This window comes from Mycobacterium sp. NGS35 (genome assembly GCF_059812855.1).
Map to the genome: position 1 here is coordinate 287,236 of NZ_JCALDL010000003.1, position 20,448 is coordinate 307,683.

18 protein-coding genes and 2 pseudogenes are annotated in these 20,448 nt (G+C 68.2%); 12 read left to right on the forward strand and 8 right to left on the reverse strand.

Going from position 1 to position 20,448, the window contains the following annotated elements; all coding sequences use genetic code 11:
• Positions 1–16: 16 nt before the first annotated feature.
• The 5 genes and pseudogenes from AC5Y4C_RS09010 to AC5Y4C_RS09030 all read left to right on the forward strand — a co-directional run bounded on the left by AC5Y4C_RS09010 (position 17) and on the right by AC5Y4C_RS09030 (position 3,121).
• Complete coding sequence (locus AC5Y4C_RS09010) at positions 17–418, forward strand: phage holin family protein (RefSeq protein ID WP_499906540.1); 402 nt, start codon at positions 17–19, stop codon at positions 416–418.
• Between the two features lie 16 nt (positions 419–434).
• A pseudogene (locus AC5Y4C_RS09015) lies at positions 435–677 on the forward strand (DNA-formamidopyrimidine glycosylase family protein); the annotation flags it as partial.
• Between the two features lie 174 nt (positions 678–851).
• Entirely contained in the window at positions 852–1,319 is a 468-nt protein-coding gene (locus AC5Y4C_RS09020; protein WP_499947984.1) for a zinc finger domain-containing protein, read from the forward strand.
• Positions 1,320–1,328: 9 nt separating this feature from the next.
• Positions 1,329–2,078 carry an SDR family oxidoreductase gene (locus tag AC5Y4C_RS09025; RefSeq protein WP_499906538.1) on the forward strand — a complete coding sequence of 250 codons (750 nt, stop codon included), beginning with the start codon at positions 1,329–1,331 and terminating at the stop codon, positions 2,076–2,078.
• Positions 2,075–3,121 carry a S1C family serine protease gene (locus AC5Y4C_RS09030; protein ID WP_499961674.1) on the forward strand — a complete coding sequence of 349 codons (1,047 nt, stop codon included), beginning with the start codon at positions 2,075–2,077 and terminating at the stop codon, positions 3,119–3,121. The genes AC5Y4C_RS09025 and AC5Y4C_RS09030 overlap by 4 nt, the downstream gene beginning before the upstream one ends.
• Positions 3,122–3,123: 2 nt before the next feature.
• Here AC5Y4C_RS09030 and pgi read toward each other — a convergent pair whose 3' ends face one another.
• The 3 genes from pgi to AC5Y4C_RS09045 are packed head-to-tail and all read right to left on the reverse strand — an operon-like array spanning position 3,124 to position 7,073.
• Positions 3,124–4,782 carry a glucose-6-phosphate isomerase gene (gene pgi / locus AC5Y4C_RS09035; protein WP_499947726.1) on the reverse strand — a complete coding sequence of 553 codons (1,659 nt, stop codon included), beginning with the start codon at positions 4,780–4,782 and terminating at the stop codon, positions 3,124–3,126.
• A gap of 3 nt (positions 4,783–4,785) precedes the next feature.
• Positions 4,786–6,213: a WS/DGAT/MGAT family O-acyltransferase gene (locus tag AC5Y4C_RS09040; RefSeq protein ID WP_499961676.1), complete on the reverse strand. Its 1,428-nt coding sequence runs from the start codon at positions 6,211–6,213 to the stop codon at positions 4,786–4,788.
• Positions 6,210–7,073: an alpha/beta fold hydrolase gene (locus tag AC5Y4C_RS09045; RefSeq protein ID WP_499947721.1), complete on the reverse strand. Its 864-nt coding sequence runs from the start codon at positions 7,071–7,073 to the stop codon at positions 6,210–6,212. Before AC5Y4C_RS09045 ends, AC5Y4C_RS09040 begins: the two co-directional genes overlap by 4 nt.
• 58 nt (positions 7,074–7,131) lie before the next feature.
• Between AC5Y4C_RS09045 and AC5Y4C_RS09050 the strand changes: the two genes are divergently transcribed.
• Positions 7,132–8,580: an NAD-dependent succinate-semialdehyde dehydrogenase gene (locus AC5Y4C_RS09050; RefSeq protein WP_499906527.1), complete on the forward strand. Its 1,449-nt coding sequence runs from the start codon at positions 7,132–7,134 to the stop codon at positions 8,578–8,580.
• A 76-nt stretch (positions 8,581–8,656) separates the two neighbouring features.
• Positions 8,657–10,621 (forward strand): acyltransferase family protein, encoded by a 1,965-nt coding sequence (locus AC5Y4C_RS09055; RefSeq protein WP_499961677.1) that lies wholly within the window; start codon positions 8,657–8,659, stop codon positions 10,619–10,621.
• A gap of 7 nt (positions 10,622–10,628) precedes the next feature.
• Here AC5Y4C_RS09055 and AC5Y4C_RS09060 read toward each other — a convergent pair whose 3' ends face one another.
• Positions 10,629–10,892 (reverse strand): chorismate mutase, encoded by a 264-nt coding sequence (locus tag AC5Y4C_RS09060; RefSeq protein WP_499906523.1) that lies wholly within the window; start codon positions 10,890–10,892, stop codon positions 10,629–10,631.
• Positions 10,893–11,145: 253 nt separating this feature from the next.
• Here AC5Y4C_RS09060 and pcrA point away from each other — a divergent pair, with 253 nt between their 5' ends.
• Positions 11,146–13,482, forward strand: coding sequence for a DNA helicase PcrA (gene pcrA, locus AC5Y4C_RS09065; RefSeq protein ID WP_499961679.1), 2,337 nt, complete (start codon positions 11,146–11,148; stop codon positions 13,480–13,482).
• A 272-nt stretch (positions 13,483–13,754) separates the two neighbouring features.
• On the opposite strand, the gene AC5Y4C_RS09070 is transcribed toward pcrA, so the two are convergent.
• The 3 genes from AC5Y4C_RS09070 to AC5Y4C_RS09080 are packed head-to-tail and all read right to left on the reverse strand — an operon-like array spanning position 13,755 to position 15,907.
• Positions 13,755–14,228: a hypothetical protein gene (locus AC5Y4C_RS09070; protein ID WP_499906519.1), complete on the reverse strand. Its 474-nt coding sequence runs from the start codon at positions 14,226–14,228 to the stop codon at positions 13,755–13,757.
• Complete coding sequence (locus tag AC5Y4C_RS09075) at positions 14,209–14,895, reverse strand: hypothetical protein (protein WP_500008314.1); 687 nt, start codon at positions 14,893–14,895, stop codon at positions 14,209–14,211. Before AC5Y4C_RS09075 ends, AC5Y4C_RS09070 begins: the two co-directional genes overlap by 20 nt.
• Positions 14,896–14,899: 4 nt before the next feature.
• Positions 14,900–15,907 (reverse strand): M23 family metallopeptidase, encoded by a 1,008-nt coding sequence (locus AC5Y4C_RS09080; protein WP_499906515.1) that lies wholly within the window; start codon positions 15,905–15,907, stop codon positions 14,900–14,902.
• Positions 15,908–16,158: 251 nt separating this feature from the next.
• Here AC5Y4C_RS09080 and sucC point away from each other — a divergent pair, with 251 nt between their 5' ends.
• Together sucC and sucD are read left to right on the forward strand one after the other, a co-directional pair.
• On the forward strand, positions 16,159–17,325 hold the full coding sequence (gene sucC, locus AC5Y4C_RS09085; protein ID WP_499906513.1) for an ADP-forming succinate--CoA ligase subunit beta: 1,167 nt from the start codon (positions 16,159–16,161) through the stop codon (positions 17,323–17,325).
• 11 nt (positions 17,326–17,336) lie between these two features.
• Positions 17,337–18,239, forward strand: coding sequence for a succinate--CoA ligase subunit alpha (gene sucD / locus AC5Y4C_RS09090; RefSeq protein WP_499961681.1), 903 nt, complete (start codon positions 17,337–17,339; stop codon positions 18,237–18,239).
• On the opposite strand, the gene AC5Y4C_RS09095 is transcribed toward sucD, so the two are convergent.
• A complete protein-coding gene (locus AC5Y4C_RS09095) occupies positions 18,236–19,084 on the reverse strand; it encodes an LLM class F420-dependent oxidoreductase (RefSeq protein WP_499947704.1) in 849 nt (282 codons plus the stop codon). The two genes, sucD and AC5Y4C_RS09095, sit on opposite strands and share 4 nt — an antisense overlap.
• Positions 19,085–19,339: 255 nt before the next feature.
• Between AC5Y4C_RS09095 and AC5Y4C_RS09100 the strand changes: the two genes are divergently transcribed.
• Both AC5Y4C_RS09100 and AC5Y4C_RS09105 read left to right on the forward strand, forming a co-directional pair.
• Positions 19,340–20,182 carry a DUF5336 domain-containing protein gene (locus AC5Y4C_RS09100; RefSeq protein ID WP_499947703.1) on the forward strand — a complete coding sequence of 281 codons (843 nt, stop codon included), beginning with the start codon at positions 19,340–19,342 and terminating at the stop codon, positions 20,180–20,182.
• A 36-nt stretch (positions 20,183–20,218) separates the two neighbouring features.
• A pseudogene (locus AC5Y4C_RS09105) lies at positions 20,219–20,448 on the forward strand (cell division protein PerM); the annotation flags it as partial.

Genomic DNA, 20,448 nt, shown 5'->3' on the forward strand with positions numbered 1-20,448 from the left:
TGACAGGATCGGCCGCATGGCAGCATTTTTCCTGCGTGCCGCGCTGACCGGGTTGGCGCTGTGGGTGGTCACGCTCATGCTGCGACCAGCACTGGACTTCGTCGGCGGCGACACGACGCTGCAGAAGGCGGGCATCGTCTTCGTCGTCGCGGTGATCTTCGGGGCGGTCAACGCGGTGATCAAGCCCGTCGTGCAGATCCTGTCGATACCGCTCTACATCGTGACGCTGGGGCTGATCCACGTCGTGATCAACGCGCTGATGTTGTGGATCACCGCATGGATCACCAAGAACACCACCGGCTGGGGACTGTTCATCGATCATTTCTGGTGGACCGCGATCTGGGCGGCGATTCTGCTGTCGATCGTCAGCTGGGTGCTGGGACTGGCGACACGCAACGTCGGACGCGCCCGCGACTGACCGGCACACTGGACACATGCCCGAATTGCCCGAGGTGGAAGCACTCGCCGACCACCTGCGTCGCCACGCCGTCGGACTGACCGTCGGGCGCATCGATGTGTCGGCGTTCTCGGTGCTCAAGACCTTCGACCCCCCGCTCACCGCGCTGCACGGCCAGACCGTGACAGGCGCGAACCGGTGGGGCAAATACCTCGGCCTGCAAGCCGGCGGGCTGCACCTGATCACCCATCTGTCGCGTGCCGGGTGGCTGCGGTGGTCCGACAAACTGGCGACCGCGCCGCTGAAACCCGGCAAGGGGCCGATCGCGCTGCGGGTACATCTCGGGCCGCCGGGCTCGCCGGGCTCGCCGGGCTCGGCGGGCTCGGGTTTCGACCTCACCGAGGCCGGCACCCAGAAACGCCTGGCGGTGTGGCTGGTCGACGACCCCGCAAAGGTGCCCGGCATCGCCACGCTGGGCCCGGATGCGCTGGAGCTCTCGCCCGAGCAGCTAGCTGCTGTGCTGGCCGGCAACAGCGGCCGGCTCAAAACCGTGCTGACCGACCAGAAGGTGATCGCCGGGATCGGTAACGCCTACAGCGACGAAATCCTGCACACGGCCAAGCTCTCGCCGTTCGCGACGGCCGCCAAGCTGACACCCGAGCAGGTGTCGGAACTGCACGACGCGATGATCTCGGTGCTGACCGACGCGGTGCAGCGCTCCGTCGGCCAGCAGGCGGCGACGCTGAAGGGCGAAAAGCGTTCAGGCTTGAGGGTTCACGCCCGCACCGGCTTGCCATGTCCGGTGTGCGGTGACACTGTGCGGGAAGTGTCGTTCGCCGACAAGTCATTTCAGTACTGCCCCACCTGCCAGACCGGCGGCAAGGTGCTGGCCGACCGGAGACTGTCGCGCCTGCTGAAATAGGCTGTCCGGGTGACCCGCCAGAAGATCCTTATCACCGGAGCCAGCTCGGGGCTGGGCGCCGGCATGGCGCGCGAGTTCGCCGCCAAGGGCCGCGACCTCGCGCTGTGCGCCCGTCGCACCGACCGTCTCGACGAGCTGAAAGCCGAGCTGACCGACCGCCACCCGAACGTCAAGGTGGCCGTCGCCGAGCTCGACGTCAACGACCACGAGCAGGTGCCCAAGGTGTTCGCGGCGCTGTCCGACGAGCTCGGCGGCGTCGACCGGGTGATCGTCAACGCCGGGATCGGCAAGGGCTGGCCGCTGGGTGAAGGCAAGCTCTGGGCCAACAAGGCGACGATCGAGACCAACCTCGTGTCGGCGCTCGTGCAGATCGAAACTGCGCTGGAGATGTTCAAGAACTCCGGCTCCGGTCATCTGGTGCTGATCTCGTCGGTGCTCGCCAACAAGGGAGTGCCCGGTGTGAAAGCGGCGTATGCGGCGAGCAAGGCGGGGCTGTCGTCACTGGGGGAGTCGCTGCGGGCCCAATACGTCGACGGGCCGATCGCGGTGACCGTGATCGAGCCGGGCTACATCGAATCCGAGATGACCGCGAAGTCGGCCTCCACGATGCTGATGGTGGACAACAAGACTGGTGTGCGGGCGATCGTCGACGCGATCGAGCGCGAACGTGGCCGGGCTATCGTGCCCAGCTGGCCGTGGCTGCCACTGGTGCAGTTGCTCAAGGTGCTGCCACCGCGGTTCGCGAGGCGATTCGCATGAGCCGCCGCGCCGCCGTCGCATGCGCCGGCGCGCTCACCGCGCTGGCTGTGGCGGCCTGTGGCGCCGGCGACCGGCACGTGGACACCAGCGCCGCACCGGGCGCGGCACCCACGACTGCGGGTACCTCTGCGGCTGCCGCCCCGGCGCCGGCCGGGCCGGCAGCCGGATTCGCCGATGTGGTCGAGCAGGTCAGCCCCAGCGTCGTGACGGTGCAGACCGACGGCGGCGAGGGCAGCGGAGTGGTGTTGCGGCCAGACGTCGTGGTGACCAACGCCCACGTCGTCGGCAACGCCCGCGACGTCACGCTCAGCTTCGCCGACGGCGCGCAGGCCCGCGGCGCCGTGCTGGCCCTCGACGTCGTGACCGACCTGGCGGTGATCCGATCCGAGCGCTCGGGTCTGCCGGTACCGCAGTTTCGGGCGGAGCTGCCGCGGCCCGGCGAATGGGCAGTGGTGATCGGCAGTCCGCTGGGATTCCAGAATTCGGTGACCGCGGGCGTCATCTCGGGCCTGCACCGCGACATCCCGGGCTCCGCGGCGCAGACGTCGTCGCTGGTCGACCTGATCCAGACCGACGCACCGATTTCTCCGGGCAACTCAGGTGGCGCGCTGCTGGATGCCAACGGGCGCGTCGTCGGCATCAACGAGGCTTACATCCCGCCGGCCGTCGGCGCGGTGTCGCTGGGTTTTGCCATCCCGACGTCGACCGCGATGGACATCGCAAATCAGTTGCTGGACAAGGGAAGAGCCAGCCACCCGTTCCTGGGCGTCAGCATCGGCCAGCTGACGCCCGCGATCCAACAGCGCCTGGGTGTGCAGGTGGACCACGGCGCGTTGGTCACCGCGGTCGACCGTGGATCACCGGCCGCTGCCGCCGGCTTGCGGCCCGGCGACGTGATCGTCGAGTTCGACGGCAAGCCGGTCGACACTGTCGAGGATCTGCTGGCCGGACTGCGGCGCACGCAACCCGGTGCCCAAGCCGAGGTCGAGTTCATGCGAGGCAATGACCGCCAGCAGGCGACCGTGACCGTCGGCTCCCGCTAGGACTACGGGACGCGGCCGCGTTCGCCGCGGTAGCGCCGCACCAGCGCGTCGGTGGAGCTGTCGGACTGCCGAGGCGGCGACGCGTCCCCCGTGAGCACCGGCAGCAGGGCCTTGGCCTGTGTCTTGCCCAACTCCACGCCCCACTGGTCGAACGAGTCGATGCCCCAGATGACGCCCTCCGTGAACACGATGTGCTCGTACAGTGCGATCAGCTGCCCCACCACCGACGGGGTCAGCGCAGTCGCCAGGATCGTCGTCGACGGTCGGTTGCCCGGCATCACCTTGTGCGGCACCACATCTGGTGGCGTGCCTTCGGCAGCGATCTCCGATGCGGTCTTGCCGAACGCCAGCACCTGCGTCTGCGCGAAGAAGTTGCTCATCAACAGGTCGTGCATGCTGCCGCGGCCGTCGGCTGTGGCCAAATCGTCTGTGGGCCTGCTGAATCCGATGAAGTCGGCGGGAATCAGCCGCGTACCCTGATGCAGCAGTTGGTAGAACGCGTGCTGGCCGTTGGTTCCCGGCTCGCCCCAGAAGATCTCGCCCGTCGAACATGTCACCGGTGAACCGTCGATGCGCACCGACTTGCCGTTGGACTCCATGGTCAGCTGCTGCAGGTAGGCGGGAAAGCGTGCCAGATCGTTGGAGTAGGGCAGCACCGCACGGGTCTCGGCGCCGAAGAAGTTGTTGTACCAGATGCCCAGAAGACCAAGCAGCACAGGCGCATTCGCGTCCAGCGGTGCCGTCTTGAAATGTGTGTCCACCGCGTGGAACCCGGCGAGGAACTCCGCGAACCGCGACCGCCCGATGACGGCCATCAACGACAGCCCGATCGCCGAGTCCACCGAATACCGGCCGCCGACCCAGTCCCAGAACCCGAACATGTTGTCGGTGTTGATCCCGAAGTCGTCGACGAGCTTGCGGTTCGTCGACACCGCGACGAAGTGCTTGGCGACGGCTGCATCCCCCAGCGCGTCCGTCAGCCACCGCCGCGCTGCTGTCGCGTTGGTCAACGTCTCCAACGTCGAGAACGTCTTGGACGCAACGATGAACAACGTCTTGGCCGGGTCCAGATCGGCCAACACCGCCACCAGATCGGCCGGGTCGACGTTGGAGACGAACCGCGCCGAGACCCCCGCGTCGGCGTAATGCCGCAGCGCCTGGGACACCATCACCGGCCCCAGGTCCGACCCGCCGATACCGATGTTGACGACAGTCGTGATCCGCTCACCCGTCGCACCGGTCCACTCGCCGCTGCGCAGCCGATCGGTGAAATCGCCCATCCGGTCAAGCACCTCGTGCACGTCGGCGACGACGTCGCGTCCGTCGACGGTCAGCGACGCGCCCCGGGGCAGCCGCAGCGCGGTGTGCAGCACCGCGCGGTCCTCGGAGGTGTTGATGTGCACGCCGGCGAACATGTCGTCGCGGCGCCGCTCCAGACCCGCTGCCCGGGCCAGATCGACGAGCAGTGACAGCGTCTGGCGAGTGACCCGGTGCTTGCTGTAGTCGACGTACAGGTCGCCGACGCTGACGGTCAGCTCGCGCCCGCGGTCGGGATCCTCGGCGAAGAATTCCCGAAGGTGCTTGGTGGCGATCTGATCGTGGTGGCGCTGCAGCGCGCTCCACGCGGATGACGCAGTGATGTCGGCAATTTCGGCGGCCATGGATCAGACCCTAGTAGCTTGCGGCAGTGCGCTTCCGACCTCCGACGAGACCGTCGCGAACCCCGCCGCCCGGCGGATCGCCGCAAATTCGGCCCTCATCGCGTCGGTGGCTTCGTGCGTGTCGGTGAACGTCTGGTCGTCGGCGAGCACCGAGATGTTCAGTTGCTCGACGTAGCTCCACACCGTGATGTTCACCGCCGCGCCCGCGGCGATCGGGCCGACGGAGTAGATCTCGGTGACCACCGCGCCCGCAATGCTGCCCCGCTGCCGCGGCCCTCGCACGTTCGAAACCACCAGGTTCAGCAGCGAATTCGGTGCCTCCCGCTTCGAGAGCCAGCGGAACGTCTCGATCACCGCGGCGGGCGGCACGTACTCAAGCCAACGACCCACAGTGCTGGGACCGAGCAGCTGATGGTTCTCTTTGGCGACACCGGCGGCCGCCGCGGTCAGCCGCACCCGTTGCAGCGGATCGTCGACGTGCACCGGCAGCGACACCAGCATCGTGCTCAACGCATTGCCCGTGATGCGGTCCGGCGACGTGTCGATCGCCGCCGGAACCGAAGCCACCAGCGGCGCGTCGGCGTGGCCGTCGTAGCGCAGCAACAATTCGCGCAGTGCGCCCGCGGCCGTCGCCAGCACCAGGTCGTTGAGCGTGATGCCCAGACTCTTGCTCGTCTCCTTGGCCTCCGACAGCGAAAGTGTCGCGCTCGCAAAGGTTCTCACCGGCGAAACCTTGTGATTCATGAATGTCGGCGGTGGGCGTCGAGCCAGCTCGGGATTGCGCCGGCGCTGGCGGGTGCGCCGCCGAAGCCGGTATACGCCCGCCACCCCGTCGCGAGCCACCGACGGCAACTGCCGCAGTTGGCCGACGTGGTCGCGCATCGCCGCGCGAATCAGCTCCGCCGCCGACGGAACCGCGGCCGGGCCGGGCGGCGGCGCGTCGTCCCCGGCGGAATCCGGCCACTCCATTCCCCGCGCCATCAGATTCGCCGACGCCACGCCGTCGGCCAGCGCGTGGTGCACCTTGCCGATCACCGCCACGCGCCGGCCCGCCAACCCGTCGGCGAAGTACATCTCCCACAGCGGGCGGCGACGGTCCAGGGCAGTGCTGGCGATCTCGCCGATCACTTCGTCGAGCTCCCGACGGCCACCCGGCGCCGGCACCCGCACGTGGCGCAGGTGGTAGTCGAGGTCGACAGCAGCGTCCTGTAGCCACATCGGACGGTGCAGGTGAAACGGGATGTCGACGAGTTGATAGCGCAGCGGTTCCAGCGCGCTCAGCCGCTGCCGGAAGACCTCACGGAACGCCTCGAACGTCGGCTCGCCCTCGAAGGAAGCGGTGTCGACCACGGCAACCTTCAGCGTGTGCTGGTGCACGTTGGGTGTCTCGCTGTAGAGCATCAACGCGTCCCAGCCGCTGAGTCGCTTCACGCGCTGAGAGCTGTGGCCCGTCGGTGCACGGATTCGATCGCCGCCCGCAGTCCCGGCCCGAACTTGTGTGGCGCAAGCGTGCAACGCGCGTGGCCGGCGTCGACGGGCACCATGTGGGCGCCGGGGATCTGCTCGGCCAGCGCCTGCTGGCGCCGCGGCGAGAACACCCGGTCGCGCATCGTGACCACCACCGCGGTGGGCACGTCGATGTCGGCGACCCAGGGCCGCGAATCGAACCTGACGAGCTCGGCGACCGACCGGGCGATCGCGGCCGGGCTGGTGCTGCGGAACTGGTCCAAGATCCACTGGTGGTCGCCGCGCACCGGCTCGTCAGCGCACACCGCCGAGGTGCACCGCTGCGGCAGCGGGGTGAACGCGTCGATCAGCGCCGCGAAGATTCCCGTCGCCAGCCGCTCATAGCTTGCCCGCGACACCGACGCCGTGGCTGCGCACAGCACCAGCCCGTCCACCCGCTCGCGGTGCCGCTTCCACACCAGCTGCGCGACCATCGAGCCCATCGAGTAGCCGACCGGCACGAAGCTGCGCACGCCCAACGCGTCGGCGACCGCGGCGACGTCGTCGGCGCAGTCCTCGAGCAGAAATCGCGGCGACGAGATGCCTTGGCCGTGGCCGCGCTGGTCGAAGACCACGACCCGGCCGAACGGGCGGATGACGTCGAGCACCGGGCACCACGTCATCAGCCCGGTGCAGGCCAGCGAATGCAGCAGCACATAGGTCGGCCCGTCGGATGGGCCCGAGTCCACCACGTAGGTGCTGCCGCGCCCGGGCAGGTCGACCAATCGGCCCGACGGGACCTCGTCGACCGTTGCCAACCCGGGAATGTTGGGTAGCCGGGGCATGTCGCGATTACAGCACGCGCCAGTGCGCCTGGCCGGTCAAAGGAGTAAATGTCTGACTATGGATACCGACAAGCTGCTGTCGTCCGTGCCCACCGGCGTGTGGATCGGCGGTGAGGAACGCAAGGCAGCCAACACCTTCGATGTGAAAGACCCCTCCGACGACCACGTGCTGGTCTCCGTCGCCGACGCCACCGCCGACGACGCCAAAGCCGCCCTCGATGCCGCCGCGGGCGTGCAAGCCGACTGGGCCGCCACGCCGCCGCGCGAGCGCGGCGAGATTCTGCGTGCGGTGTTCGAGGCGATCACCGCCCGCGCCGACGACTTCGCCACGCTGATGACCCTCGAGATGGGCAAGACCCTGCCGGAGAGCAAGAACGAGGTCACCTACGGCGCCGAGTTCTTCCGCTGGTTCGCCGAAGAGGCCGTCCGCTATCACGGCCGCTACGCGCCCAGCCCGGCCGGCACCGGCCGCATCCTGGTGACCAAACAGCCCGTCGGCCCGTGTTACGCGATCACCCCGTGGAACTTCCCGCTCGCGATGGGCACCCGCAAGATCGGGCCGGCAATGGCCGCCGGGTGCACGATGATCGTCAAGCCCGCGCAGGAGACCCCGCTGACCATGCTGCTGCTGGCCAAGCTAATGGACGAGGCGGGACTGCCCAAGGGTGTGCTGTCGGTGCTGCCGACCACCGACGCGAAGTCGGTGACAGGTGCGCTGATCGACGACGGCCGGCTGCGCAAGCTGACGTTCACCGGCTCGACGGGCGTGGGCAAGGCGCTGGTGAAGCAGGGCGCTGACAAGCTGCTGCGGATGTCGATGGAACTCGGCGGCAACGCGCCGTTCGTGGTGTTCGACGACGCCGACGTCGACGCGGCCGTGGAGGGCGCGCTGCTGGCGAAGATGCGCAACGGCGGGGAGGCCTGCACTGCGGCCAACCGGTTCCATGTCGCCAACGCGGTCCGCGAGGAGTTCACCGAGAAGCTCGTCAAACGGATGAGCGAGTTCACGCTGGGCAACGGCCTGGACTCGTCGGCGTCGCTGGGCCCGTTGATCAACGCCGACCAGCGGCAGAAGGTCGAAGAGCTGGTCGACGATGCCGTGAAGCGCGGTGCGACGGTCGCAGTCGGCGGCAAGGCCCCGGACGGGCCCGGCCACTTCTACCCGGCGACGGTGCTCACCGACGTGCCCCCCGACGCGCGCATTCTGCATGAAGAGGTGTTCGGCCCCGTCGCGCCGATCACCGGGTTCGACACCGAGGAAGAGGGCATCGCCGCGGCCAACAACACCGAATACGGTCTCACCGCGTACATCTACACCAAGTCGCTGGACCGGGCGCTGCGCGTGTCGGAGGCCATCGAATCCGGCATGGTGGGGGTGAACCGCGGCGTGATCTCTGATGCGGCCGCGCCGTTCGGCGGCGTCAAGGAATCGGGCTTCGGCCGTGAAGGCGGATTCGAAGGCATCGAGGAGTACCTGGAAACCAAGTACATCGCGCTGACGAAGTAGCCCCGCCGCCGGCCGGCGGCAAGAGGCGGCGTTGCGCAACCGGGCGCGGGGGCCTTGCGGACCTAAGCTCTTCCCGGTGAAACAGCCCCGTCGACGCGCCGGTATCCCCGCGCTGGACGGCGTCCGTGCGATCGCCGTCGCGCTGGTTTTGCTCAGCCACGGTGGCATTCCCGGCGTGGCCGGCGGATTCGTCGGCGTCGACGTGTTCTTCGTGCTGTCCGGCTTTCTGATCACGTCGCTGCTGCTCGACGAACTCGACTTCACCGGCCGCATCGACCTGCCCGCCTTCTGGCGCCGCCGCGCCAAACGCCTGCTGCCTGCGCTGGTGCTGATGGTGCTCGCGGTGGCGGCGGTCAGCGCGATGTTCCCGGCCGACGCCGTCGCGCGGTTGCGTGACGACGCCGTCGCCGCGTTCGTGTGGGTGGCCAACTGGAGCTTCATCGCCCGCCGCACCGACTACTTCACCGAAGGCGGCACACCGTCGCCGCTGCAGCACACGTGGTCGCTGGGCGTCGAGGAGCAGTACTACATCGTCTGGCCGCTGTTGCTGCTGGGCGTGGCGGCCCTGGTGGCCGCGCTGGCCCGCAAACGCCGGCGGCTGGTCATGCAGAACACCGTCCACCTAACGGTGTTCGTGCTCGCCGTCGCGGGTGCGATCGCGTCGGCCGCCGCGTCGGTCGTCATGGCCTCCGACGAGGCGCTCAACCGCGTCTACTTCGGCACCGACACCCGAGCCCAGGCCCTGCTCATCGGCGCCGCCGCGTCGGCGCTGCTGGTGCGAAACTGGCCGGCACTGACGGGCGGTCATTTCGCCATCCGGTCGCGGTCGGCGCGCTGGGTTGCCCGCGTGCTGCCGGTGCTGGGGCTGGCCGGGCTGGCGGTGGCCGTGCACACGGCCACCGGAACCGTCGGCGACTTCCGGCACGGCATGCTGCTGCTGGTCGCCGTCGCGGCCGTGGCCGTGATCGCGCCGGTCGCGCTGGACCAGCAGGGGGCGGTCGCACGGCTGCTTTCGGTCAAGCCCCTGGTGTGGCTCGGCGCGATCTCCTACGGCGTGTACCTGTGGCACTGGCCGGTGTTTCTGCTGCTCAACGGCGAGCGCACTGGCTGGTCGGGCGCAGGGCTGTTCGCGTTGCGGTGCGCGGTCACAGTGGCGTTGGCGTACGTATCGTGGCGGTTGGTCGAGCAGCCGATCCGGCGCTGGCGGCCGGTGCGGGTGCCGCTGCTGGCGCTGGCCGGTGCGACGGTCGCGTCGGCGATCGCGCTGACGGTCGTGGTGGTGCCGGCGTCGGTGCTGCCCTCGCAGAGCGACGTGTCGACCGCCGCGGCCGTGCAGTCACCGCTGGAGCGGCCGGTGGTGGTGGCGCGCCAGCAGGCCGCTGACCGCGGGCGGGTGGTGTCGGTGTTCGGCGACTCGGTCGGCTGGACGCTGATGCGCTATCTGCCGCCGACTCCGGGGTTCACGTTCGTCAACCACACGCTCGTCGGCTGCGGCATCGTGCGGGGCGGACCGTTCCGTTACTCGGCCGAGTCCGGCAACCCGAAGCCGGAATGCGAATCCTGGCCGAGCAGATGGGGCGGCCAGGTCGCCGTGGACAAGCCCGACGTGGTGCTGCTGGTGGTGGGGCGCTGGGAGACGATCGACCGGATGCACGACGGGCGCTGGACCCACGTCGGCGACCCGGCTTTCGACGCGTACCTGACGGGGGAGTTGCGTCAGGCGTTGACGGTGCTCGGGTCGACGGGCGCGCGGGTGGTGGTCACCACCGAGCCGTACAACCGGCGAGCCGAGAAAGCGGACGGCAGCCTGTATCCCGAGGATCAGCCCAACCGGATCGACAGCTGGAATGCCTTGGTGCGCAACGTAGTTGGGCAGTTCCCGAATGCGCGGGTGCTGGATCTGAACAAGAAGCTGAGTCCGGGCGGCTACTACACCACGAAGGTCGACGGCATCAGGATGCGTAGCGATGGGGTGCACCCGACCGCGGAGGCGGTGAAGTGGCTGACGCCGTGGCTGCTCGACGCGCTGGCGCCGAGGTAGCTCGGTGCTAGCGCCCCAGCCGTCCCCGGCCCAGCCGCAGCAACAGCATCGCCAGCTCACGCCCCTCGGGGCCGAGCTCGCTGTAGCGGGCGATCACCTTCATCTCGCGGCTGTGCACCAGGCGGGTGCCGCCGTGGGCCATCCGGGCTCGGCCGATCTCGCGCGAAACCTCGGTGCGACGTTTCACCGCGGCCAGGATTTCGGCGTCGAGCTGGTCGATTTCATGACGCAGCTCGTCGATCTCCGGCGTCATTTCGATGTCGATCGTCATAGTTACTCCCCTCCCCCTTATTGCTGCCAGTTTGCTCTTGTTTGCGGATCACTTCCTTCTCCGGCCCCCCGCAAGAGCCGAGCCCCGGGACCCGCAAGTGCGACTTCGGGGCTCTGAAGTGCGGTTATGTTCTCGGCACCCCTGAGGTATACCCATAGCAAAACCGCCGCCTGTAGAGCATGTGTCGAGTGTGCCACGAACTCGCCATGCCGCGCACATAAATGTCGGAACTCAGCGGTAAATTGAGGCTGACATGACTGCGCAACTCAGCTCGCAGACCGACGAACTGCTCGACGGCCTGAACCCTCAACAGCGCCAGGCGGTGCTGCACGAGGGCTCGCCACTACTCATTGTTGCAGGCGCCGGCTCGGGCAAAACCGCGGTGCTCACCCGGCGCATCGCGTATCTGCTCGCGGCACGCGACGTCGGCCCCGGCCAGATCCTCGCGATCACGTTCACCAACAAGGCCGCCGCGGAAATGCGCGAGCGGGTGACCGCGCTCGTCGGCCCCCGGGCCCGCGCCATGTGGGTGTCGACGTTCCACTCGATGTGCGTGCGGATCTTGCGCAACCAGGCATCGCTGATCAAGGGTCTCAACTCCAACTTCTCGATCTACGACGCCGACGACTCGCGGCGGCTTCTGATGATGATCGCCAAGGACATGGGGCTGGACACCAAGCGGTACTCGCCCCGGCTGCTGGCCAACTGCATCTCCAACTTGAAAAACGAGCTCGTCGATCCCGAGCAGGCGGCCGCCGACATCTCGGAAAGCGGTGACGACCTCAACCGCATCGTGGCCGAGGTGTACGCCGAGTATCAGCGCAGGCTGAGGGCCGCCAACGCGCTGGACTTCGACGACCTGATCGGTGAGACGGTGGCTGTGCTGCAACGCTTTCCGCAGATCGCCCAGTACTACCGGCGGCGGTTCCGCCACATCCTCGTCGACGAGTACCAGGACACCAACCACGCACAATACGTGTTGGTGCGCGAGTTGGCCGGCACGGAAAGCGACGACGACGTGCCGCCCGCCGAGCTGTGCGTGGTCGGCGACGCCGACCAGTCGATCTATGCGTTCCGCGGTGCGACGATCCGCAACATCGAGGAGTTCGAGCGCGACTACCCGAACGCGAAAACCATTCTTCTGGAACAGAATTACCGGTCGACGCAGAACATCCTGACCGCCGCCAACTCCGTCATCAAGCACAACAGCGGCCGCCGTGAGAAGCGGCTGTGGACCGACGCCGGTGAGGGAGAGCTGATCGTCGGCTATGTCGCGGACAACGAGCACGACGAAGCTGCGTTCGTCGCAAGCGAGATCGACCGCCTCGCCGATCGTGGTGACATCACCTACAACGACGTGGCGGTGTTCTATCGCACCAACAACTCGTCGCGCTCGCTGGAAGAGGTGTTCATCCGCGCCGGCATTCCGTACAAGGTCGTCGGCGGTGTCAGGTTCTACGAGCGCAAGGAGATTCGCGACGTCGTGGCCTACCTGCGGGTGCTCGACAATCCCGGCGACTCGGTGAGCATGCGCCGGATCCTCAACACGCCGCGCCGCGGCATCGGTGACCGCGCCGAAGCATGCGTCGCGGTGTACGCGGAGAACACCGGCTGCAGCTTCAACGAGGCGCTGCAGGCCGCGGCCGAGGGTCGGGTGCCGATGCTGAACACCCGGTCGGAGAAGGCGATCGCCGCATTCGTCGAAATGATGGACGACTTGCGCTCTCGGCTCGACGACGAGCTCGGTGAGTTGGTGGAGGCGGTGCTCAGCCGCACCGGCTACCGCGCCGAGCTGGAGGCGTCCAACGATCCGCAGGACCTGGCCCGGCTGGACAACCTCAATGAATTGGTAAGTGTCGCACACGAATTCAGCATCGATATGGCCAACGCCGCGGCACTTCGCGACGACGACGACGAAGACGTGCCCGACACCGGGGCGCTGGCCGCGTTCCTGGAGCGGGTATCGCTGGTGGCCGACGCCGACGACATCCCCGAACACGGCGCCGGCGTGGTGACGCTGATGACGTTGCACACCGCCAAGGGTTTGGAGTTCCCCGTCGTGTTCGTCACCGGCTGGGAGGACGGCATGTTCCCCCACATGCGTGCGCTCGGCGATCCGGCGGAGCTGTCGGAGGAAAGGCGGCTGGCGTACGTCGGGATCACCCGGGCCCGTCAGCGGCTGTATGTCACGCGTGCGAAGGTGCGGTCGTCGTGGGGACAACCGATGATGAACCCGGAGTCGCGGTTCCTGCGCGAGATCCCGCAGCACCTGATCGACTGGCGCAGAACAGATCCGGTGCCGTCGCGCAGCGCACCGGTCACTGGAGTCGCCTGGGCTGGAACGACTGCCTCTGGCGGGGGCCGGTTCGGTGGTGCCGACATGCGCAGGCCCTCGCCGTCACGTGCGGCTGCGGGTAAGCGGCCGCTGCTCGTGCTCGAGCCGGGCGATCGGGTCAGTCACGACAAATACGGCCTCGGCCGCGTCGAGGAAGTCTCAGGGGTGGGCGAATCGGCGATGTCGCTGATCGACTTCGGCAGCGCCGGCCGCGTCAAGCTGATGCACAACCACGCTCCGCTGCACAAGCTGTAGCGGTGTGGGCGCGCGAACGGACGCTGCGCGTCCTTTGCAGCCGAACTCCCGGCGGCGGGGGGCCGCGAGGTGCCGCCGGGAAGTTGGTTCGGTGGGTTTCGCGCCGACGACATCGGGTACGACATGGGCATCTTCGGCTGAGGGGAGCGCACATTGATGACCAAAGATGCGATGACACGGGCGTTGATTGCCGCAGCGGCGACGACGGCAGTTTTCGCGGCCCCGGTGGCGGGGCTGATGTGGACCGAGTCGGCGCCTGCCAGTGCGGCCGGTTATCTGGCCGGCGGCCCATCTGGCTGCATTGACAGCACGGGCACCGCATGCGCGGGGCCGAGCGGCGCGAACGCGAGTGTGCCGGGGGCGAGCGCCAACGCCGGACCCGCGGGCGTGAACGCCAGCGTGCCAGGAGCGAGCGCCAACGCCGGACCTGCAGGCGCGAACGCCAGCGTGCCCGGGGCGAATGCCAATGCCGGACCGGCAGGCGCCAGTGCTGCTGTGCCAGGGGCCGATGCGAGCGCCGGACCCGGCGGTGCGAGCGCGAATGCGCCTGGGGCCAGCGCGAACGCCGGCCCTGCGGGCGCTAACGCCGATGTCCCGGGCGCGAACGTGAACGCCGGTCCTGCGGGCGCGAATGTCGGTGTGCCGGGCGCGAATGCGAACGCCGGCCCGGGTGGGGCCAGCGCATGCGCGAACGGTGTGGGCTGCGTCGGCGCCGGATAGCCAGCTTCAGCGATTTCGGCGCGCAAACGTACGCGGAGCGTCGTCTTGCGCGCCGAAATACGCTGTCCAGCGTCGGGTCGCGGGCGCCACAGCCAACGCGATCGTCGCCACCGGCAGCACCGGTAAGGCTCTGACGATCCCCGCCATGTGCGCCCCCGCGACGAAGATGCCGGCGAAGATCAGTAGCGCCAGCGCCGCGGCCACCACAGACAGGTAGACCCCGACGCGCCGGCGCAGCAGCAACCCGACCACTCCGGTGATGGTCGCGGCGCCGAACACGGCGGTCAGGAACCCGACGCCCACGCAGAACAACCGGTCCGTCCGCCACCAGCCGGTGATCAACGCGGTCGCGACCACCGAGGTTGCCCAGCCGCTCAGAATGCTGACCGTCGAGGCGGCGACGGCGGTGGCGCTGCTCGGCAGATGCGCCCTGCCGGGGATGCGCACGGGTGCTTGCCGCACTGCGCCGGTCGCCGGTTCGTCAGATTCCACCGCCGGCAGTGGCTGTCGGCGGATGATGCTGGTGCGGGTGTCGTCGCTCAGCGGCTCGTCGCTGACCCGTCCCACGTCCGGCTGGGGGATAGGCCCGGTCGGATGCCGGCGGATGATCCCGGTGCGCCCGTCGTCGAACGGTTCACTGCGCTCGCGAAAGCTCGACGGTTCCTGTCCCGACGGCTCGTCGGAAGATGTCAACTGATCAGGGGGTCAGCGCGCCGAGGCTGATGCCGCGCGCAGCCAGCCACGGCACCGGGTCGGTGCGCTGGGTGCCGTTGAGCAACACCTCGAAGTGCAGGTGCGGGCCAGTGGAATCGCCGCGGTTGCCGATCGTCGCGATCTGGTCGCCGGCCATCACCCGCTCGCCGATGGTGCAGTTGACCGTGTTCACGTGGCCGTACAGGGTCACCGTGCCGTCCGCGTGGCGCAGCTTCACCCACATGCCGAAGCCGGCGGCCGGACCTGCGTCGATCACGACGCCATCCGAGGCCGCGAAGATCGGCGTGCCGATCGAGTTCGCGATGTCGATGCCGCCGTGCAGCACGCCCCAGCGGTAGCCGAACCCGGACGTGAAGATACCGTGGGTCGGCATTACGAACAGCGGCCGCGACAGCCGTGCCTCGCGGTCGGCGCGTTCCTGCGCGTAGGCGGCACCGCGCGCCAGTTCCTCGTTGTGGACGAACGAGCTGGCCGCCGGGGTCACCGTCACCAATTGCACGCCGCTGCGCGCGGTTTCGACCGTCGCGCCGGACATCGACGTGCTGTCGGCGGCCAGCACCGTGTCGGTGGACTTGGTGTCGGAGCTCTGCACGGCGGCGTGGGCAGCGGCAGCGGCGGCGCCAGTGGCCATCGCCGCGATCAGCAGCCGTCCCTTGACCACGCTGCCCGGCGCCGGATTCTTGCGATGCTGACCTCGGACCGGTGGGGCCGTCACCCGGGTCGCGGCGGGGTCGGCGCGGAACTCGCTGGGCACCGCGAGACGCAGCGGCGTCAGGTTGTCCGTGTCGTGGAGGTCGTCCAGCTCAGGGGCGCGCAGCACCTGCCAGTCGGCGTCGAAAGCGGAATTCTCGTGGAATTCGACGTCGTCGAGGCTACCGAACTCGTTGAACGGGATGATGTCGGTGACTTCGGTGTCTTGAGGGTCGATCCAGCGGCTGCGAGCGTTCGTCGTGGTACTCAATGACGATCGGGACAAACGGTGCTGGGCCAATCTGGGAAACCTTTACGCCGTGACCGAAACGTTATCTGGCTCCGGCAGACGTTAACCAACCGCTGACGGTTTGAGCAAACCGGGACCACCAGAACACCGGCTTTTGTGACTTGAATCACGCACTGCGGCGGTGACGTCCACCACATGGATGGCATGCGGTGAGGGGGCCGTCAGCGCATGTCGATAAAGTTCCCACCGAGCGAGACCCGCACAGCTGAGCCCAAACCCGTCCGCCGACAGACAGTGAGCCGATGGATCTTTTCGAGTACCAGGCGAAAGAGCTGTTCGCCAAGCACAACGTCCCGACGACGCCCGGCCGCGTGACCACGACGGCCGAAGAGGCCAAAGCCATCGCTGAGGAAATCGGCAAGCCGGTGATGGTGAAAGCCCAGGTGAAGACCGGTGGCCGGGGCAAGGCAGGCGGTGTCAAGTACGCGGCGACACCTGACGACGCCTACACCCACGCGCAGAACATCCTGGGCCTGGACATCAAGGGTCACGTCGTCAAGAAGCTGCTGGTCTCCGAGGCCAGCGATATCGCCGAGGAGTACTACATCTCCTTTTTGTTGGACCGGGCGAACCGCACCTACCTGGCGATGTGCTCGGTCGAGGGCGGCATGGAGATCGAGGAAGTAGCCGCCACCAAGCCGGAGCGGCTGGCCAAGGTGCCGGTGGACGCCACCAAGGGCGTCGACGAGGCGTTCGCCCGCTCGATCGCCGAGCAAGGTCACCTGCCCGCCGAGGTGCTCGACGCCGCCGCGGTGACGATCTTGAGGTTGTGGGAGATGTTCGTCGCTGAGGATGCCACGCTCGTCGAGGTCAACCCGCTGGTGCGCACGCCCGACGATCAGATCCTGGCTCTCGACGGCAAGGTCACGCTGGACGCCAACGCCAGCTTCCGTCACCCCGACCACGCCGAGTTCGAGGACCGCGACGCCACCGACCCGCTGGAGCTGAAGGCCAAGGAGCACGACCTCAACTACGTCAAGCTCGACGGGCAGGTCGGCATCATCGGGAACGGGGCGGGCCTGGTGATGTCGACGCTCGACGTGGTCGCCTACGCGGGCGAGAAGCACGGCGGCGTCAAGCCGGCCAACTTCCTGGACATCGGCGGCGGCGCGTCGGCCGAGATCATGGCGGCCGGGCTGGATGTGGTGCTGGGTGACGAGCAGGTCAAGAGCGTGTTCGTCAACGTGTTCGGCGGCATCACCGCCTGCGACGAGGTGGCCAACGGGATCGTCAACGCACTGAAGATCCTGGGCGACGCTGCGACCAAGCCGCTGATCGTGCGGCTCGACGGCAACAACGTCGAGGAGGGCCGGCGCATCCTCGCCGAGGCCAATCATCCGCTGGTGATCGAAGTCGACACGATGGACGGCGCCGCCGACAAGGCTGCCGAAATGGCCGCGAGCGCCTGAAAGGACTTGGGATGTCGATCTTTTTGAACAAGGACAGCAAGGTCATCGTCCAGGGCATCACCGGCGCTGAGGGCACCCGGCACACCGCGCGGATGCTCAAGGCCGGCACACAGCTGGTCGGCGGCGTGAATGCGCGCAAGGCCGGCACGACGGTCAGCCATAAGGACAAGGACGACAACGACGTCGAGCTCCCGGTGTTCGGCACGGTCGCCGAAGCGATGAAAGAGACGGGCGCCGACGTGTCCGTTGTCTTCGTGCCGCCGAAGTTCGCCAAGGACGCGATCATCGAGGCCATCGACGCCGAGATCCCCCTCCTCGTGGTGATCACCGAGGGAATCCCGGTGCAGGACACCGCTTTTGCATGGCAGTACAACCTCAACCACGGCGCGAAGACCCGCATCATCGGGCCGAACTGTCCAGGCATCATCACGCCCGGGGAGGCGCTGGCCGGGATCACCCCGGCCAACATCACCGGGCCCGGCCCGATCGGGCTGGTGTCGAAGTCCGGCACGCTGACCTATCAGATGATGTTCGAGCTCAACGACTTCGGGTTCTCCACGTGCATCGGCATCGGTGGTGACCCGGTGATCGGCACCACGCACATCGACGCGATCGAGGCGTTCGAGAAAGACCCGGACACCAAGCTGATCGTGATGATCGGCGAGATCGGCGGCGACGCCGAGGAACGCGCCGCCGACTACATCAAGGCCAACGTGTCCAAGCCGGTCGTCGGCTACGTCGCGGGGTTCACTGCGCCCGAAGGCAAGACGATGGGCCACGCCGGCGCGATCGTGTCCGGATCGTCGGGCACCGCGGCAGCCAAGAAGGAAGCGCTGGAGGCCGCGGGCGTCAAGGTGGGCAAGACCCCGTCGGCCACGGCGGAGTTGGCGCGGGAGATCCTGAAGAGCCTCTAGACGGCGGCGGCAAGCTTCCCGGCCAGTCGCTCGACGTACGCGGCGATCTCGTCCTCGCTGCGGTCGGGCAGCCCGAACAGCACCTCGGTGACGCCGAGTTCAGCCCAGCGGGCCAGTTTTTCGGGCACCGGCTTGAAGTCGAGTGCGACGATCTGCGGCGCGCCGTCGCGGCCGGCGTCGGCCCACACCTGCTGTAGCAGCCGCACCGGCTCGTCGATCTCGACGTCACGCGGCGTGGTGATCCAGCCGTCGGCGCTGCGGGCGATCCACTTGAAGTTCTTCTCCGTGCCGGCGGCGCCGACGAGCACCGGCACGTGCGACTGCACGGGTTTGGGCCACGCCCAGCTCGGCCCGAACTTCACGAACTCGCCGTCGTAGGAGGCCTCCTCCTGCGTCCACAGCGCCCGCATGGCCTCCAGGTATTCGCGCAGTGCGGTGCGTCGCCGGTTGCCGGGTATGCCGTGGTCGGCCAATTCGTCTGTGTTCCAACCGAATCCAACGCCCAGGCTGACCCTGCCGCCGGACAGGTGGTCGAGCGTCGCGATGGATTTCGCCAGCGTGATCGGATCATGCTCGACGGGCAGCGCCACCGCCGTCGACAAGCGGATCCGTGATGTCACCGCACAGGCCGTCCCCAGGCTCACCCAGGGGTCCAGCGTGCGCATGTAGCGGTCGTCGGGCAACGACGCATCGCCGGTGGTCGGGTGCGCGGCCTCTCGCTTGACGGGGATGTGGGTGTGCTCGGGCACGTAAAACGTGTGGAAGCCGTGGTCTTCGGCCAGCTTCGCGGCGGCTGCCGGGGTGATGCCGCGATCGCTGGTGAACAGGACGAGACCGTAATCCATGCCGAGAATTAGAACGTGTTCCAGTCAGCGCGCGCAAGGCAGGGTCCTCTTCCGCCCGCGAGCAGACACCAAATCGCATAAACGGCCGCTCGGTAATGCGACTCTGCGTCTGCTCGGCGATAATCGCGGATCCGCGGCTCGGCACTAACCGGCGTCTCAGGTCGGTGCGCTAGCGTGGGGGCCGGCCGTCGAACGGCCGTCGAACGACCACGGAATGACCACCGAACGGACGCCGCCAACAGCACAGGAGAGGCTATGACCTACTCATCTGGAGCGCCCGGTTACCCGGGTACGCAGCAGCAATCCGGCGGGTACGCCGCGACATCGCAATTCGCCAAGCCCGAGTCAGCCGACTCGGCGGCAAGCAAACTGCCCCTGTATCTACTGGCCGCCGTTGCGGTCCTGGGGCTCGCCGAATATCTCCTCAGCTTCGGGCCGGTCTGGAAGTCCAGCGACTCGCCGTCCGGTGTGGTGAGCCTCGGCGTGATCGCGGCGCTGTTCGCCGCCCTGTTCGCCGCGATCGCCCTGCTGCCCAAGCAGCGCAACTACACCGCGGTTGTCACCGCGATCGCCGTCGTCGGCTTCCTGCTGACCATCTGGGAACTCATCAAGAACGCCGACGCGGCCGACTGGGCGCTGATCGTCATCGTGGTGCTCGCGGCGCTGCAGACCCTCGCCGCGATCGGGGCGCTGCTGTTGGACGCCGGCGTGGTGACGCCGCCCGCACCGCGGCCCAAGTACGACCCCTACCAGCAGTACGGCGGCTACTACGGCCAGCCGCAGCTGTCCGGCCCGCCAACCGGACCGCAGGGGGCGCCGCCGAGCTACCCGCAGCAGCACGGCTACCAGCAGCAGTACGGCGGCTACCAGGGCGGCCCGTCGACCGGCGGGTTCGGCGCCCACAGCCAGGGGCAGGGCGGCCAAGGTCCGGGCCAGCACGAGGGTCCGCCCACCCCGCCCACCGGATTTCCCACCTACGCCCAGCCGCCGAGCACGTCCGGGCTCGGTGAGCAGCAGCCGCAGCACGAGGCGCCCACTCAGCAGGTCCAGCAGGTGCGCCCGCAGGACCAGTCGCCGTCCGGTCCTCCGCCGGCATAGAAGGGCCCCGATACCCGGTTGGCCGCTAAGCCGTTAGTGGACCGCAACGGGGCGGCGGATCAGCGCCAGGCGCGCGACCTGCTGACGGTCGCGTTCGGTCCGTCGCTGGTGGCGCTGCTGGTGATCGCCGCCGTCGTGCTGATCCAGCTCGTCGCCGCCAACAGCGACATGACCGGCGCGCTCGGCGCGATCGCGAGCATGTGGCTGGGCGTGCACCAAGTGCCGGTGACCATCGGCGGCCGCGAACTGGCGGTCATGCCGCTGCT